General features: G+C 60.8%; 15 protein-coding genes. 8 read left to right on the top strand and 7 right to left on the bottom strand.

Annotated features, from left to right (window positions below):
- Window positions 1-83 precede the first annotated feature (83 nt).
- From AB4P94_RS18480 to AB4P94_RS18450, 7 genes are read right to left on the bottom strand one after another with little or no spacing between them, the layout of a single operon-like run.
- Window positions 84-536 (bottom strand): alpha/beta fold hydrolase, encoded by a 453-nt coding sequence (locus tag AB4P94_RS18480; RefSeq protein ID WP_395606802.1) that lies wholly within the window; start codon window positions 534-536, stop codon window positions 84-86.
- A complete protein-coding gene (locus tag AB4P94_RS18475; protein WP_395606801.1) occupies window positions 529-1,278 on the bottom strand; it encodes a putative DNA-binding domain-containing protein in 750 nt (249 codons plus the stop codon). The genes AB4P94_RS18480 and AB4P94_RS18475 overlap by 8 nt, the downstream gene beginning before the upstream one ends.
- The gene (locus AB4P94_RS18470) at window positions 1,275-2,099 is read right to left on the bottom strand and encodes a DUF692 domain-containing protein (protein ID WP_395606800.1); all 825 of its coding nucleotides are present in this window, start codon (window positions 2,097-2,099) and stop codon (window positions 1,275-1,277) included. The genes AB4P94_RS18475 and AB4P94_RS18470 overlap by 4 nt, the downstream gene beginning before the upstream one ends.
- A 54-nt stretch (window positions 2,100-2,153) precedes the next feature.
- Window positions 2,154-2,426 carry a hypothetical protein gene (locus AB4P94_RS18465; protein WP_395606799.1) on the bottom strand — a complete coding sequence of 91 codons (273 nt, stop codon included), beginning with the start codon at window positions 2,424-2,426 and terminating at the stop codon, window positions 2,154-2,156.
- Between the two features lie 26 nt (window positions 2,427-2,452).
- Window positions 2,453-3,214 (bottom strand): alpha/beta fold hydrolase, encoded by a 762-nt coding sequence (locus AB4P94_RS18460; protein ID WP_395606798.1) that lies wholly within the window; start codon window positions 3,212-3,214, stop codon window positions 2,453-2,455.
- A 13-nt stretch (window positions 3,215-3,227) separates the two neighbouring features.
- Window positions 3,228-3,665 carry a DoxX family protein gene (locus AB4P94_RS18455; RefSeq protein ID WP_395606797.1) on the bottom strand — a complete coding sequence of 146 codons (438 nt, stop codon included), beginning with the start codon at window positions 3,663-3,665 and terminating at the stop codon, window positions 3,228-3,230.
- Window positions 3,662-3,934, bottom strand: coding sequence for a DUF2282 domain-containing protein (locus AB4P94_RS18450; protein WP_395606796.1), 273 nt, complete (start codon window positions 3,932-3,934; stop codon window positions 3,662-3,664). Before AB4P94_RS18450 ends, AB4P94_RS18455 begins: the two co-directional genes overlap by 4 nt.
- 573 nt (window positions 3,935-4,507) lie before the next feature.
- On the opposite strand from AB4P94_RS18450, the gene AB4P94_RS18445 reads away from it, so the two are divergent.
- The 8 genes from AB4P94_RS18445 to AB4P94_RS18410 all read left to right on the top strand — a co-directional run bounded on the left by AB4P94_RS18445 (window position 4,508) and on the right by AB4P94_RS18410 (window position 16,640).
- Window positions 4,508-7,324, top strand: a complete 2,817-nt coding sequence (locus tag AB4P94_RS18445; RefSeq protein ID WP_395606795.1) for an ATP-binding protein — start codon at window positions 4,508-4,510, stop codon at window positions 7,322-7,324.
- A 435-nt stretch (window positions 7,325-7,759) separates the two neighbouring features.
- Window positions 7,760-11,287 carry a hypothetical protein gene (locus tag AB4P94_RS18440; RefSeq protein ID WP_395606794.1) on the top strand — a complete coding sequence of 1,176 codons (3,528 nt, stop codon included), beginning with the start codon at window positions 7,760-7,762 and terminating at the stop codon, window positions 11,285-11,287.
- Between the two features lie 233 nt (window positions 11,288-11,520).
- On the top strand, window positions 11,521-12,717 hold the full coding sequence (locus AB4P94_RS18435) for an MFS transporter (protein ID WP_395606793.1): 1,197 nt from the start codon (window positions 11,521-11,523) through the stop codon (window positions 12,715-12,717).
- Between the two features lie 375 nt (window positions 12,718-13,092).
- Complete coding sequence (locus tag AB4P94_RS18430) at window positions 13,093-13,836, top strand: transporter substrate-binding domain-containing protein (protein WP_395606792.1); 744 nt, start codon at window positions 13,093-13,095, stop codon at window positions 13,834-13,836.
- Between the two features lie 3 nt (window positions 13,837-13,839).
- Entirely contained in the window at window positions 13,840-14,487 is a 648-nt protein-coding gene (locus AB4P94_RS18425; protein ID WP_395606791.1) for an amino acid ABC transporter permease, read from the top strand.
- 15 nt (window positions 14,488-14,502) lie between these two features.
- The gene (locus AB4P94_RS18420; protein ID WP_395606790.1) at window positions 14,503-15,237 is read left to right on the top strand and encodes an amino acid ABC transporter ATP-binding protein; all 735 of its coding nucleotides are present in this window, start codon (window positions 14,503-14,505) and stop codon (window positions 15,235-15,237) included.
- Window positions 15,230-15,904, top strand: coding sequence for an amino acid ABC transporter permease (locus AB4P94_RS18415; protein WP_395606789.1), 675 nt, complete (start codon window positions 15,230-15,232; stop codon window positions 15,902-15,904). Before AB4P94_RS18420 ends, AB4P94_RS18415 begins: the two co-directional genes overlap by 8 nt.
- Window positions 15,905-16,175: 271 nt before the next feature.
- Entirely contained in the window at window positions 16,176-16,640 is a 465-nt protein-coding gene (locus tag AB4P94_RS18410; RefSeq protein WP_395606788.1) for a cupin domain-containing protein, read from the top strand.
- Window position 16,641: the final 1 nt, after the last annotated feature.

Here is a 16,641-nt window from a genome sequence, read left to right as displayed (position 1 = left end):
CAATCCACACAGGTGACGAAGGACTCTAGAGTAAGGGCAGACGGGATTTTTTTCAGTGGCCTATTGCCTGGCTGTCAATATTTTCATGTTCGCCAATGGCCCGTCTCTGCCATCAGGGCCACCGCCTCGGCAAAACCGGCGTGCGGCGCGCTGTTCACGGTGACCAGCCCCACACAACGGCTCGGCTTCAGCGTCGCCGCCCGTGCCGCCACCCGCGCGCCTGACTCCACGCCGGCCAAGACCGCCTCGGGAATGTGCAGGGCGTTCATCAGCTCCAGCACATCCTGGCCGAGTGCCGCGTCATCGGCGCTGCGCAGGTAAGGGACGATCACGCGATACCCCTGGGCGGCCAGTGGCGCTGTCACTTCAGCGAACGCCTTGACGTCGGCCGCCAACAAAATCACCGCGTGCCCCTCCTCCGGCCCGGCATGTTCATAGCTGAACGCCTGCTCATCGGAGCTGACCTGTTGCACCGCAAAGGCCGGCGCGGCCACCGCCACCGCCGCCAGCAGCAAAAAACCACGACGTTCAACCATGACTCACCCCCACAATCCATTCACTGCCCAGCCACCCGGCCAGGTATTCGCCCGCTTGCAGCACACCCGCATCTTCCCCCAGGCGCCGCACCAGAAATTCGCACAGCCCGGCAAAACTGCCGTCCGCCTGCACGTGCAACAGGGCCTGTAATTCCAAGGCATCCACCTGACGCAGGCGCGAAGTGAACGCACGCCGCCAGACCACCAGGCCGCCCGCCTCGTCCAGCATCGCCGCTTCGGGCGGGGGTGTTTCCTGCCAAAGTGCCGACCAGATGGCTTCGGCATTGGTCGTCAAGGCGTGGCAGCGCAGTGACGGGCTCAGTTGCAGCACCGCCGTGTCCCAATCCAGCCCGGCCAAGGTGTCCATCGCCAAAGGCCGGGCATCGGCAGCGACAAAAGCGTCATTGAGCGCTGCCTCGATCCAGGCCAGCTCGTGTACATCGGGGTTGTGGGGAAACTGTGTTTTGAGGCTGTGATGAAACCCCTCGGGATAGGCGTCCAGGGTCCAGGCATGCGGCGGTTGCCGGTCGATATGGTGAATACTCGCCGCCAGAAACGCCTGCTCCCCCATCCAGCGGCGCAGGTTGGGAAACGCCTGCTCCAGGCACCCCACCAATTGCGCCCGGTAGTTGTTCTGGTACACCGCCAGGCCCGCGTGGTGATCGCCCAACGATTTCGCCGATTCTTGCGAAGCGCTTACCAGCCACGTACGAAAGGCCTGCTGCCACTGCGCCAGGTTCATCGCCCACCCCCCAACGCCCGCGCCATGGACAGCTCCTCAAGCAGCTCGGCCAGCGGCGGAATCTCATCGTCACGTTCGATCATGGTCGCCACCGGGCCGAGCCTGGCGCGGGCCTCGGCGTACAGCGCCCAGACCCCGGCACACACCGGGCTGTCATGGCTGTCGATCAACAAATCGCGGCCCTGGCTATGGCCGGCCAGATGAACCTGCCGCACGCGTTCAGCGGGTATCCCGTCGAGAAGCGCCAGGGCGTCAAAGCCATGGTTGCTGGCGCTGACAAACACGTTATTGACGTCCAGCAACAATTCACAGCCGGTGCGCTCGGCCATGGCGGCGATAAATGCCCATTCGCTCATCTCGGCGCCGTCAAAGGCCAGGTAGCTGGACGGGTTCTCAAACAACATCGTGCGGCCCAGCACGTCCTGGGCTTGATGGATATTGCTGCACACCAGGTCCAGCGCCTCCTCGGTATAGGGCACGGGCAGCAAGTCATGGGCGTTGAAGCCGCCGCTGCGCGACCAGCTGAGGTGATCGGAAACAAACAGCGGCTCGATCTCGTCCACCAGCGCTTTGAGGCGGTGCAGATAGCTCAGGTCGAGCCCTTCGGCAGTGCCAATCGACATCGACACCCCATGCAGCGCCACCGGGTGCCGCTCGCGCACCTGGCGCAGGATATGCCGGGGCTGGCCGCCTTCGACCATAAAGTTTTCGGAAATCACTTCAACGAAATCCACGGGCACCGAGGTCTCCAGAAAGTCGCAGTAATGCTCCTTGCGCAGCCCCAGGCCGTAGCCTGAAAAGTGAGGGTTGGCTGTCGCCATGACGGATCTCCGCAAAGAAAAGGTGGCGGGCCCGCAAGGAACCCGCCGGGTGGTTTACTTCGGCTCAGTCAACGTGCCGCCGGCCTTGAGGCATTCGGACGGGGTCTTGACGATCACGCCTTCGCCCTTGCAGCTGTTGAGGCCCTTGCAGTCGTTCTTGGCAGTGGCGCACAGGCTGGTGCCTTTGCAGGTGTTGACGCCGTAGCAGCGGCCGGGCTTTTCCTGCTGGTCGGCGGCGCTGGCGGCCGTGGTGAACGTGGCGGATGCCATGGCAACCAGGGCAGCCGCAGCGGCGAGGCTCAGGCGGGATTTGAGTGCAGTGTTCATGGGTATTTCTCCAGGGTTGGGTTGAATTACTTGATGACGGACGCAGCGTCTTCGATGACCTTCGCCACAGCCTCAGGCTGGGAGATGTACACCGAGTGGCTCGCCTTGATTTCGGTGACCTTGGAACCGGCGCGCTTGTACATCCAGCGTTGCAGGTCCGGGCTCAGGGCGCGGTCTTCGGTGGAGACCACGGCGTAGGTCGGTTTCTTGTGCCAGGCCGCGGCCCACACGGTGCCGCCGAACAGCGCTGTGGTGGCCGGCACTTGGGAGGCGGCCATGAAGTCGGTGCGGTTGGTGGTCAGGTCGGCGGCAAAGTCGGCGTTGAATTTGGTGCGGTCGAAGAACAGGTGACCGTCGCGGCTCGGCTTGATGTCATCGCTGGGCGCCGGCATGGAGCCGATCAACTGGGCCATGTTCTCGCCCACTTCCGGCTGCAGCGCCGAGACGTAGACCAGCGACTTGACCTTGTCACGGTCACCGGCAATCGAGATCACCGCGCCGCCGGAACTGTGACCTACCAGCACCACCGGGCCGACTTGCTGCTCCAGCACCTCACGCGCTTCGGCCACATCCGCAGCAAGGTTTTCATGGCCCTGGTGCACCACGGTGACCTTGTAGCCCTTGTGAATCAGGATGTCGTGCACCACACGCCAGCCGGAACCGTCGACAAACGAGCCGGGCACGATCACCACACTTTTACCGGTGCCGGGCTGCGGCGCATCGGCCGCGTGGGCCAGCATCGGGACAGTCAGGGCCATGGCAATGGCCAGGGAAGAAAGCATGCGCATCAGAAAGTCTCCATCAAGGAAGTAAAGGTTTGGAAAACAACACGCGATCCAGCGACCACGCCCCGCCGCCATAGGCCAGCAACGGCAGCAACAGGCCCGCCCAGGTCAGGTGCACCGGCCAGGCGTCGGGGTACACGAACACCTCGATCACCAGGGTCATGCCCAGCAGCGCAGCGGCCGCCGGGCGGGTCAGCAGGCCCAGCACCAGCAGCAGCGGGAACAGGTGTTCGGCATACGTCGCCAGGTGCGCGGCCCACTGCGGCGGAATCAGCGGCAAGGCGTATTCCGAACGGAACAGCGTGTAGGTCGAGGGTTTGAGCTCCAGAAAGCCGGTGACCTTAGTGCGCCCCGAGAGGAAGAACACCGACGCGATACCCACGCGCGCCACCAGCAATAGCAGCGCTTCAGGCAGCAGGCGGCGGATCACCACCGCCGCGGCGGCTCGGCTCATGGCTGCTCCGTCAGGCTGCCGTAGCCTTTGGGCGTCTTGATTTGGGTGCAGGTGCCTTTGTCTACCAGCACCCAGGCGTTGCCCTGGTAGTCGGCGGTCGCGGTGCCGGCGCACGAAGTGCCTTTGCCCGCGGCGCAATCGTTGGCACCGGCGAGGGCCACGCCGAAGCATTTTTCCTGGGGTTTGGCCTCATCGGCATGGGCCACCGCCGCGAAAGCGCTGAGGGACAGGGCAAGGGTGGCCGCGAGGGCTGCGTAAGGACGCTTCATCGGTGTATCTCCTGGCTTGACTGAGTGTGGCCAGGGCGCGTGTGACGGTGGGTGACCGCCAGCGCCGGCTGGTGAACAGAGTTAAAGCCAGGCGTGTATCCGGTCTGTGTCGCAAACACGACAGAACGTCATGCAGGTGTATCAGGCTGGTGCGGGGATACAGTGCGATACACAGCCGGAAAAACAGCGCCAATTCACTGCCGTTTTATTCGGCATCCCGAACGACACAATTAGAAATATTCGCCTTTCCGAACGAGCGTGCCGAAAAGTCGCCGAAGACCACAAAAATCACCATAAATTTCATGCGGTTGTTGTCATCTTCGTTACATGCCAACTGGCATACATTCTGCTTTATCCAGGTTTCTAGTAATAAAATGTTTCAGCTTTGAGACAGTCTCATCAACTGAGACAGGCTCCGTGACACGCCATAAAAACGACACACCCCAAAGGAGGGTGGCCTTTTCGACACTTTGATCGACATCAACTTTCCAAGACTGCTGCTGCACATCTGCACCCAAAAGGGCGAATGGCCTGATCGCCAATAACAAGCCCGACTATAAAAAGGACGAATTGATGAGCTCGAGCAAGCCCCACGCAGTGTCCTGTATGGACGCAGACCACCCGGCCCCGGTTTCCACCGAGAGCGCCATCGGCTTCGGCCCCTTTCTGTTACTGGCACGCCAGCACGTGTTGTTGCGCAACGGCGAGCCCGTCACCTTGGGTAGCCGTGCCCTGTACTTGCTGATCGCCCTGGCCACCCGCGCCGGCGAATTGCTGGAGAAATCGGAACTGATCTCCTTCGCCTGGCCCAAGGTCGTGGTGGAGGAATGCAACCTGCGGGCGCAGATTGTGGCCCTGCGCCGGGCCCTGGGTGACGACGGCAATTTCAGTTACATCGTTACCGTGCCGGGCCGGGGCTATCGCTTCGTGGCACCCGTTACCGTGCAGGCCGCCGGCGAAGAGCTCTTGCCTGCGCCTCCTGCACGTGTCGAAGAACCCAGCCTCCCCGCGCCGGCCGGTGAAGTGATCGGCCGCGATGCCTTGGTCGCCAACCTGGCCGGTCAGGTCATCAGCCAGCGCTTCGTGACCATCACCGGCCCCGGCGGCATCGGCAAGACCACGGTGGCCATGGCCGTGGCCCACAACCTGGCCAGCGAGTTCAACCTCGACACCTGCTTCGTCGACCTGGCGCCCGCCACCAGTGGGCAATGGGTCGCCGGCATGCTGGCCAGCGCACTCGGTATCCAGACCATCAGCGACGACCCGCTGCACAGCATCGCGGCCACCCTCGCCGAGCGCCGCCTGCTGTTGGTGCTCGACAACTGCGAACACGTGCTGCCCGCCATCGCCGACATCGCCGAAACCCTGCTGCGTGCCGCGCCCCACTGCTGCGTGCTGACCACCAGCCGTGAGCCACTGCGCGCCGACGGCGAGCGCGTGCACGACCTGGCGCCATTGCAAGTACCCGACGAAGGCGCCAGCCTCAGCGTCGGCGAAGCCCTGGCCTGGTCCGGCGTGCGCCTGTTTGTGGAGCGCGTGCGCGCCCTCGACCCCGAATTTGTCTTCAACGATGCCGACGTGGCAGCCGTGAGTGCGATCTGCCGCAAGCTCGACAGCAATGCACTGGCTATCGAAATCGCTGCAGCCCGGGTGCGCACCTTCGGCATCCAGGATCTGGTCGGCCTGCTCGACGGCAGTTTCCGCCTGCAAATGACCGGCCGGCGCACCGCCCTCGCCCGCCATCGCTCCCTCAGCGCGACACTGGACTGGACCTATTCCATGCTCAGCGACGACGAGCAGGCGATGCTGCGCCAACTGGCGGTGTTCACCGGTTCCTTCACCCTCGACGCCGTGAAGGCCATGACTGCCAGCAGCACCCTCGACCCGCGCAACGCGTTGCCCTTGCTGGAAAGCCTGATGGACAAGTCGCTGCTGATCGCCGGTGAATCGCAACTGCTCAAGCGCTACCGCCTGCTGGAAACCACCCGCGCCTACGCCCAGGAAAAACTGATCGAGTACGGCGAGGCCAACTCCACCGCGCAGCGCCACGCACACTACGCCCTTGGCGTGTTGCAGGAAGCCGGGCAGACCCTCGACGGGCTGTCCCCGAAAACCTGGATCGCCCTCTACGGCCCCGAGAGCAATACGATCCGCTCGGCCCTCGAATGGGCGTATTCACCCAACGGCAACCTGGCCATGGCCATTGAGCTGACCCTGGGTGCTGTGCCGTTATGGTTGCGCCTGTCGCTGGTCAGCGAGTGCCGCACCTGGGTCGACAAAGGCCTGGCAAGCGACGCGATCAGCGCCTTGCCGGTGCGCCAGCGCATGCTGTTGCAGACGGCCCTGGCCAGTGTGTTGATGCTCACCTACGGCACCGGCGGCCCCATGCGCGAAGCCTGGCGCCAGGTGCGCGAAGACGCCCGCGACCTCGGTGACGCCGAACATAAACTGCGCGCCCTGTGGGGCCTGTGGACCGACCGCGTCGGTTGCAACCAGTACACCGAAGCCCTGGAGCTGGCCGAGCGTTACATCGCTTTGAACAACAGCGGCAACCAGCAACTGCTCGGCAAGCGCATGCGCGCGGTGGCCTTGTTCCATATGGGCGACCTGGCCGGTGCACGGCAAAACATCGACGAAGCCCTCGGCTCACCGTCGGCGCCGCGCTCGCACATCATCGACGTGCACTTCGACCAACGCATCGCCGCACGCTGCCTCAAGGCCAAGGTGCAATTGCTGGAGGGCGACGTCGACCCGGCGCTGCGCCTGATCGGCACTTGTGTTGACGAGGCCATCTCGCTCGATCATCCGGCAACCCTCTGGTACACCCTGTGCCTGGGCGCCATTCCCCTTGCATTACTCGCCTCGAACCTGCCAAAGGCGCGCCATTACCTGGGCCTGCTGCAAGACAGTACCACCCGCCAGGACCTGCATATCTGGCGGCAATTCCGGTTGTGTTTTGAAAGCATCCTGCTGATTCGCCAAGGTTCACCGGAAGAAGGCGTACCGCAGTTGGGTGAAGCGCTGCATGAACTGCAAGGCCAGGGTGACAGCCAGCTCTACAGCATGCTGCGCTGTGAATATGCGCTGGGGCTGGCGCGCCTGGGCCTGGAAAAACTGGCGCTGGAGGTATTGGAAGACACCTTGCAATTGGCGCTGGGCCGGCATGAGCGCTGGTTTGTGCCGCAGATGTTGCGGATCAAGGCGCAATTGACCTTGCGCCAGGGGCACTATGGTTCAGTGGAAAAGGCCAAGGTGGTGTTGCGCCAGGCGTGGGTCGATGCGCAGTTGGCAGGGGCGCATTTTTGGCGGGCGCAGATTGCGACGGACCTGGCGCGGCTGCAGGAGCCCAAGTTGCGGATTGCTTCGTTGCCACGGTTTCAGCATCGCTGAGCAGTGGAGTGAAGCAAAAAGCGGTCAGTGTGGGAGCGGGCTTGCCCGCGATGAGGGTGTGTCAGCCAATACATTTGTCACTGAAATACCGCTATCGCGGGCAAGCCCGCTCCCACAGTTGGGTATTCATATATCTGAAGGAACGCAACCTGCCCAGACAAAAGCAGCGCTTTTGCTTCAACCACTCAGGCCGGCCATCAGGCCACCGTGCTTTTGATTTGATTACTTTTTGCGCTCTTCAAAAAGCGACCCGCTGTAAGAGCCGAACCAATATCAGCCGTCACCTAAATAACGGACATGCCCTATTCACACCCAAATGACACCCTCATTTCACAGCTGTGAAAGCTTGTGCGATCTCACCCACAACCCCGTTTTCACACCCCATCAACGCCTAATATCGAGTCCTCGTGCGCCCCCACTCACATGGACTGAATAATGATCAACCGACCCGAGAAAGCCGCCTCCCCCCGCGCAGGCGAAACCAAAGCACCGGAGCGTATCTTCGATGCGCTGCTGAACAAGGCCAAAACCTTGGCGGCCGCCGGGTCAGGCGATAAAACCTTCAAGCCCAAAGTCCTCGCCGCGCAATCCGGCGAAGGCTTGAAAAAGCCCAGTGAGATCAAACCCGACGACTACAAGGAAGTCACCGCCCTGCCCGCCAAGCTCGACATCGACAAGCTCACGGTCGTGTCCGAAGACAAAGATGCCGGCGTCATCTACTTCGAGCAGGACGGCAGCAAGTTCAAGATCACCCGTGAAGGCGCCGAGAAGGTCCAGGACGGTTTCGACATGCTCAAGGGCCTGCACTTCGGCCACGCGGTAGCGCCGGTCAACCAAGGCGGGCCGGACGAAGGCACGCCACTCTACGACCTGCTGCACACCCTCGCCGAAACCCAGGGCACGCCCGCCGGCAAGGCCATTCGTGAAGCCCTGGGCACCCCCGACCAGCAACTGCTGCGCGAAGACGACCCTGCCGTGCGCCTGGCCAATATAAAATCGGTCGGTGAAGCCAAAGACGGCGTGGTCAAAGTCGAAATGGCCAGCGGCCAGACCCTGGTGATTTCCGAAGAACTGACGCCCCAGGCCTTCGCCAGCTTCAACAGCGCCGGGGTGACCAAAGCAGCCCTCGCCGACGGCAAGGCCAAAGGTTTCGAGGAAGTCACCAGCCTGCCCGGCGACCTGGATTTCAGCCAGCTCAAAGTGGTGTCCGAAGATCAGAAGTCCGGGGTGATCCTGTTCGAGCACCAGGGCAAGAAGTACATGATCAGCCAGTCCGAGGCCGCCCTGCCGCAGCCCGGCGCTGACCTCAGCAACCCCAACCCCAACGCCGGCAGCAGCCTCTACAACTTCCTGCACGCCGTGCATGCAAGTGAAGGCACGCAGGCGTTCGACTACATCAAGAATGCCCAGTCCCTGCCCGGCCAGGCACTGCTGCGACAGGATGAGGCCAGCCTCAAGCTGGGGGATATCAGCAAGGTCGACGCGCCCATGGACGGCATCCTTGTCGTCAATCAGGCCGACGGCAAACTGCTGGTGGTCTCCAAGGACATCACCCCCGAAGCCTTCGCCGCCTACACCACCAAGGGCCAGACCCTGGCCGGCATCGAGAAAGCCAAGGGCGACGGCTACAGCCTGGCCGGGCCGGACGCGTACCTGTCGTCCACCGAAGACATCATGAGCGTCGGCGGCGTCGGCGATTATGGCCCGGGCTTGATCGCGTTCACCCAGCACAAGCCGGGCGGCAGCGAAGAAAAAATCGTCGTCAGCGAAGAAACCAACCCGCAGATGTTCGAGCAGATCTCCGGCTACCGCACCGATATCGCGCAGCAAACCACCGACGTGGACAAATTGCGCGCCGACAATGGCCTGCCGCCGCTCAAGGACGTGTCGGTGGACAGCCTCACCACCACGGAGAAAGACGACAGCGGCAACCCGCTGACCGTGCAGGACCTGTCGATGAAAACCCTGGTGGACAGCTACCGCGCCGGGGTCAAGGACGGCAGCATCGCCAAGGACGACCCGCGCGCCAAATTCCTGCGGGCGGTGGAAGCCAAGAGCATGGCCGACAACGGCATGTCGATCATTCCCGAACACGGCTTCAACAACCAGGGCACTGCCACACCGCCGATCGACGTCACCTCGCGGGATGTGCGTGACAATATCTTCGACACCAAGTCCATCGACAAAACCATCGGCGAATTGCTGGGCGACTCGACCATCCAGGCCGACATCAAGGCCAACCACGACGCCGCGCTGGGCAAGGTCGACGGCGGCCAGGCCAAGGTCGATGAAGTGCACCAGAAGCTGATCGACAGCACCTCGTCGGAGAACTTCACCAAGTACATCAAGTCCCTGCAGGACAGCGGCAAGACCGAACTGGCCACCCAGGAAATCCAGACGGCTTACACCGCCCTCGCCGACATCGACCCGGCCAAGGCCGACAACTTCATGCAGAACCTGCAGATCGACGGCTACACCGACGCCGTTGAAAAGCTGATGGACGACCCGAGCAAGATCAGCGACGACAACACCGCGCTGGCCACCCAGGACAACACCCTGGCGATTCTGTCGATGCTCAAGGGCAGCGCCGACGGCCTGCCGCGCCAGGCGCTGGGCGTGTATTCGAAGTTTGTCGACCAATTGCTCAAAGATAAAAACGCCGCTGCCGACTTCGGCAAGGCGATGATTTCCCTGGGCGATACCTGGCAGAAAAACGGCGTGATCAGCTTCAGCGACATCGAGCACGCGGTGAGCAAGGAGATCATGCCGAGCCTCAGCGAAGAGAACCGCAGTTCGTTTGTGAAGAACCTGAGCTTCCTCAAGGACAACGGCGTGCTCGGCTCGGTCGGTGGTGCCATCGGCATGGGCCGTATCGTCTACCAACTCGTGGGCCAGGGCGGCAAGCTGGCGAACACGCCGATGAAACGGCTTGGCATCGCCAACGACTTCCTCGGTTTCATCGGCACCGGTTCGCACTTCGCCACGTTGGGACTGAAGGTTTACGACAAACTGCGCGGCACCAACGCCTACAAACTGATGGGCTTCGACCGTTCCGTGCCCGACCTGTGGGCCAAGCCGGGCGAGGGTTACCACGCCCTGCCCAAGGACGCCGAAGCGATCCAGAAGAAGTACTTCGACATCGTTGACCAGGCCATGGACGACGGCAAGGACGTGGGCAAGGTGCTCAACAGTGGCGGCTGGAGCGACGAAGGCGCGAAGAAGGTCCAGGAAGGCATTGAAAAAGGCATTGCCAGCCGTGGCGGCGTGGCCGGTGCGGGTTTCGGCGCCAAGTTCGCCAGCAGTGCGATCAAGGTCATCGGCATGGCCACCGACGTGGCGGGCGGCGTGATCAGTGTGGTGCAAGCCGCGTTCACTCTGCGCGACGGCGTGCGCGAGAAAGACCCGATGAAAATTGCCGGCGGCTCGCTGTCCCTGGCCGGCGGTGTCAGCAGCCTGGTGGCCGCCGGTGGCGGTGTACTGACCACCCTTGGCATCACCGGGCGGGTCATCCCGTTCCTGGGGCCGGTCGGTTTTCTGGTCTCCGGTGCGCTGTCCTTTATCGGCGCAATCCTCAGCACCGTGCAGTCGCACAAGCTGCACAAGATCTCGATGCAGAACTGGGACCAGATCCAGGACTTCAAACAAGACGGCTTGCTCAAGCCCAACGGCGACGAAGCCTACGTGTGGTTGCAAACCTACTTGTCTGACTGGAGCCAGCGCGACGCGCCGCAGGACCAGAGCATCTTTGACTTCCGCAAAAGCGAATGGGATGCCCGTGCGACGGTGGGCAGCGGCGATCACCAGCGGGATCACGCGGACTATATCGGCGACGGCAACAACCGCAGGTCGGAGGACTTCAAGTACTCGCTCAAGCCGTCGGAGTGGACCGACGACAACCACAACATCACCTGGCGGGTCGGTGACGGCTACGGCGGGCCTTATCACGATGTAGACAACGGCTGATCTCAACCGAACCGCCTGTGGCGAGGGAGCTTGCTCCCGCTGGGGCGCGAAGCGGCCCCAAAGACGGGACTGCTTCGCAGCCCAGCGGGAGCAAGCTCCCTCGCCACAGAGACAGCGCTGGTCGTTGCATCACAAAAAGCGATGAATACCCTTGAGTATTTGTCGCTTTTTTTTATGCGCCATTCGGCACTTAATCACCCCCAAATACCTGCAACACAAGGTTCTGCGCCGTCGTGAACACCACCGTCATCCACCCAAGCCTTTCCATCGGTAAAACTGCCCTGCTGGGCCTGCTGCAAATCCTGACCTGGGGCGGCTCTTTTTACCTCATGGCCGTGCTCGCAGACCCCGTGGTGGCAGAAACCGGATGGTCGCGCGAATGGGTGCTGGGTTCCGTGTCCATTGGCTTGCTGACGGCGGGCGTGGTCTCTGCGGCGTGCGGCAGGCTGCTCGTGCGCTACGGTGGCCGACGCGTGCTGGCTTGCCACGGTTTCCTGATGGCGGCCGGGCTGTGGATCATGGCCAGCGCCCATACCCTGCCCCTGTTCCTGGCAGCGTGGGTGTTGATTGGAATGGGCATGGCAGCGGGACTCTACGACGCCCTTTTCTGCGCGCTGGGCGCGCTCTACGGAATGAAAGCGCGCGGAACCATCACTGGCGTGACCCTGATCTCCGGCTTTTGCACCACTGTGATCTGGCCGCTGCTGGCGTTGCTGGTGCACACCTTGGGATGGCGTGGCACCTGCTACTTATACGGCCTGGTCCTTATGATCGGCATTTACCCGCTCTACCGGTACTGCTTGCCGCACCAACAGGCCCAGCCCGGAAAAAAACAGGCTTCGGCCCGCACGGCCCTGTCCATGGACCCGAAGGTCTATTGGCTGATGACGGTGCTGTTTTCGCTGTCTGCAGTGCTGATGACGGCTATCTCGGTGGTGGTGATCGTGCTGCTGCAAGAACGCGGCAACTCCCTGACTGCCGCCATCGCACTGAGTGCGATCATCGGCCCCGCCTCAGTAGGGTCGCGAATCGTCGACCTGCTGACCCGCAACAAACACCCCATGTGGACCATGCTGATTTCGGTGTTCATGACCGCCGCTGGTTTGTCCATGCTTGCCTTCGCCGAGCGTTTTGCGGCCTGGGCCTTGGTACTTTACGGTGCCGGCAACGGGCTTCGAGCCATCGTGCGAAGCACATTGCCGCTCGCCATCGTGCCGTTGAAAGACTATGCGCTGGTCTCCAGCAAAATGGCCGCGCCGGTCTATTTCAGCCAGGCGCTTACCCCCTTGGCCGTCGGTTATTTGTTGTCGCTGACGGGTGCCGAAGTCACGGTGTCCATTCTGTCAGCACTGTCGGTAGTCACGCTGGCGGTCGCGTGCTACTTAGTGCTCAACATTCGGCACACCCCCCCTCAGGGCGAAAACGTTTAGTTCCAATGTGGTGCACTTACACTAAAAAAAATATAAGTTCACGCTCGAACTATTTCAGTTATGCCACTCTAAACGTGTCAGTAATATAAATGTGACAACGTGACTATTTTTTCATTGGATCCAAACTAAACAAATTCACACTATTGGATCCACTTCATGAACACGTCCTTTTAATACCGAGACGCAAATAATGGCCACACCTCACTTATTCTTGTGACCGTTTAAACACCCCTTTGGATAAGAGAGGCTCACCCACTTTTGTTGGGAGAGTTATCTGTGAATGTGTGATGGATCACCAATCTCAACGGAATAAACCGTCCTGGTGTGTTCCCTGTACTTTGATGAGAGCGTGATATGCGAAGCTTAAAAAAAATAATGTTTGCATCCTTGCTGAGCCTGGTCGCCGTCGGCGCTTCTGCCAGTGACCTGGTGAAAGGGAAAACCCTTGAAGTCGCCGTTTCACCCAACTCGCCGCCGATGCTGTTCAAGGATCAGAGCGGGCAACTGCAAGGCGTTGACCTGGAAATCTTCAACGGTTACTGCAAGTCTCGCGGTTGCACAATCAAGACCACCGAGTATGACTGGGACGGTATGCTGGGTGCAGTTGCCAGCAAACAGGCAGACCTCGCGTTCTCGGGCATTTCAATTACCGACAAGCGCAAGAAGGTGATGGACTTCTCAATCCCATATTATGAGAACTCCTTTAACCTGGTGAGCCTGGCATCCAAGAAGTTGACCTTGACTGACTTGGCGTCGTTGAAAAAATACAGCATCGGTTACCCGCGCGGGATGGCGTACGCCGACTTGATCAAGACTGACCTGGAGCCCAAAGGCATTTACAAAGTTGCCGATGCCAAGTTGTACCCTTCGTACAATGAAGTGATCACAGACCTGCAAAACGGCAATCTGGATCTGGCTTTTATTGAAGAGCCGGTGTACGACAACTACAAGTTCCACCAAAAATTGCCCATCGCCGTCAGCTACTCCTTCAAGGGGGTTGACCACCTCGGTTTTGCCTTCCAGCAAGGCTCGCCGATCCGCGCCGACTTCGATGCCTACTTGAAAGAACTGGGCCCGCAGAAGCTGGCCGCCATCATGGACAAGTGGCTGAAGTCGTAACTGATGCTTGATCGTCAGTTCTTCGATGTCATAGGGCTGTTGCTGCACGGCGTGGTGGCGACGTTCTACATCACGCTGTCGTGCTTCATCACCGCCTTTGCATTGGGGTTGGGAGTCGCCGTGTTACGGCGGCTTTCCGGCCATCGCACAGGCGCCGTGCTGAGCGCCCTGGTGTTCATTGTTCGCTCGATTCCGGTGCTGGTGCTGCTGTTCCTCGTGTATTTCGGTTTGCCCAGCCTGGGCATTCGGCCCTCGCCGATGATCGCCATGAACCTCAGCCTGGGTGTGATTGGCGGTGCTTACATCTCCGAAGTTTTCCGGGGAGCCCTGGGCTCGGTCGAGCACCAGGAACGGGTGGCCGCCCAGTCAATGGGCTTCAGCGACCTGCAAGTGGTGTTGTATATCGAACTGCCACAAATGCTGCGCTTCTCCCTGCCGGGCGTGATGAACGAACTGACCGCCATTTTGAAAAATACCCCCTTCGCCTACACCGTCGGCTTCACCGAGATCCTCGGGCAAGCCAAGGCGCTCACGGCCTCCACGTCGCTGGGTGTGAACATCTATTTGGTCGCAGGCCTGATGTACTTTTGCATCTATAAAATATTCGCTGTGGCGATGCTGATGGTTCGGCGCCGCTTTGCCGACCAGTGATACCGGGAAGAAAACATGCCGATTCTGCACATAAGCAACCTGACAAAGGCATTTGGCGATCATGTTGTATTGAACGGCATTGACCTTACGGTGCATGCCGGCGACACGTTGGTAATCATGGGGCCTTCGGGCTGCGGCAAAACTACCTTGATCCGCTGCATGAACCTGCTGGAACGGCCCGACGAGGGCACGATTCTGTTTCACGGCGAAGACCTGCTGAGCCCGCAGCTGGATATCCGCACGCTGCGCAAGAACATCGGGTTTGTGTTCCAGAATTTCGCCTTGTACCGGCACCTGAGCGTGCTGGACAACATCACCCTGGGCTTGCGCAAACTTCAAGGCAAAAGCCGTGAAGACGCACGGGCCCTGGCAATGGAAGAGTTGGCCTACTTTGATATGGCCGCCCATGCAAAGAAGTTTCCGGCACAGCTGTCCGGCGGCCAGAAACAGCGCGTAGCGCTGGCAAGAACCCTGGTGATGAAGCCTGAAATCGTCATTCTCGACGAACCCACCTCAGCGCTGGATCCCTTGATGAGCCAGGAAGTGGCTTTGCTGATCAGGAAGCTTGAAGCGCGCAAGATCACCACGGTATGCGTGACCCATGACATCGCCTTTGCCGACCAGATCAGCCAGAACGTGGTGTTCATGTACGCGGGGAAGATTGTCGCCCAGGGCCCGGTTGCAGATCTGGCAATGCACGCGCCGATTCCCGAAGTCGCCTGGTTCTTCGGGAAGAAACGTGATGCTTGAGAGCTGGCTGAGTTTTTATCAGGACTTCGTTGAGCAGTGGCCATTGATCGCGTCAGGCATCCTGGCGACCGTCAAATTGACCCTGACCGTCTCGGTGACCGGCTTCGCGCTTGGCGTGCTGGTGTTTTATTTAAGCCTGAGCAAGCGCGCCGGGGTGGCCAGAAGTGTCGAGGCGTACAAGTCGTTTTTCATCGGCACGCCGCTGATTTGCATCATTTATATCCTTTACTACGGCCTGCCGGGGCTGGGGCTGCGGCTCAGCCCGTTCGAGGTGATGGTCATCGGCTTTACCGCCAATGTGGGCGCCTACAATGCGGCGTATTTGCTGACGGCCTACAACGGCCTGGACAAAAGCCAGCTGGAAGCCGCCACGGCGCAAGGCTTCAGCGATGTGCAGATCTACACCGGGATCATTCTTCCCCAGGTGTTGCGCACCTCTATTCCTGCGTTGACCAACCAGGTCATTTACAACCTCAAAGACAGCTCCATCGCGTTTCTGGTGCAGTACCCGGAGTTTTTTGCACGCATGCAGGAACTGGCCGGGGGCAACTTCGAATTCTTCAAAACCTACACGCTGACGGCGGTGTTCTACGTGCTGCTGGCCTCGGCGGCGTTTTTCGCCTCCAAAGCCCTTGAACGGCGCAATGCACGGTTGTCCTGGGAATAGTCTTTGCTGGGTGATTCATTGTGGCGAGCGGGCTTGCCCCGCGTTGGGCTGCGAAGCAGCCCTAAAACCTGCCACCTCGGTTTAACTGAAAGCACGCGGTGGCCTTGATGGGGCTGCTTCGCAGCCCAACGCGGGGCAAGCCCGCTCGCCACAAAAAAGCCTGTTTTCCACAAGAAGCCCGCTTGCCACTGTGGCGGGAATAAAAACCGCCTTCAGTTGTTTTAGTCAGGACGGGACACGCTTTCCCTACTGCCACCCCTGAAGGAACACCATGAACCTATCGCCCCAAGCCCTGCTCCCGCTTGTTGTCTCCCCGCAAGATGCATTGCCGGTACATCCGTTCGGGCTCGACATGCGTATTTTACTGAGCACCGAAGCCAGCGGCGGCGCGACTTCCGTGATCATCGCCAGCCACAATCCCGGTGAAGGCCCGCCCCACCACCTGCATCACTCGCAGGAGGAATACATCTTCATTGTTGAGGGCACCTACCAGGTGATCGTCAACGGGGCTGAACAAACGGTAGGGGCCGGGACGTTGCTGTTCATTCCGCGCGGCACCGTGCACAGCTTCAAGAACGTCGGCGACACGGTCGGTCGCATGCTCGACTGGACCTTGCCCGGCGGGCAGGACAAGTACTTCAAAGCCATTGATCAACTGGCGGCCAAAGGCGGTTTCAGCCCGGAAAAGGCAAAGGCACTCAGCCTGGAATACGACACGCACTTTGCGCAGGTATAAG

Origin of the sequence: Pseudomonas sp. B22129, assembly GCF_044218875.1 — a bacterium.
Taxonomy (GTDB): domain Bacteria; phylum Pseudomonadota; class Gammaproteobacteria; order Pseudomonadales; family Pseudomonadaceae; genus Aquipseudomonas.
Note: the sequence above shows the minus strand (reverse complement) of the source record. Positions and strands in the feature narration are given on the sequence as shown.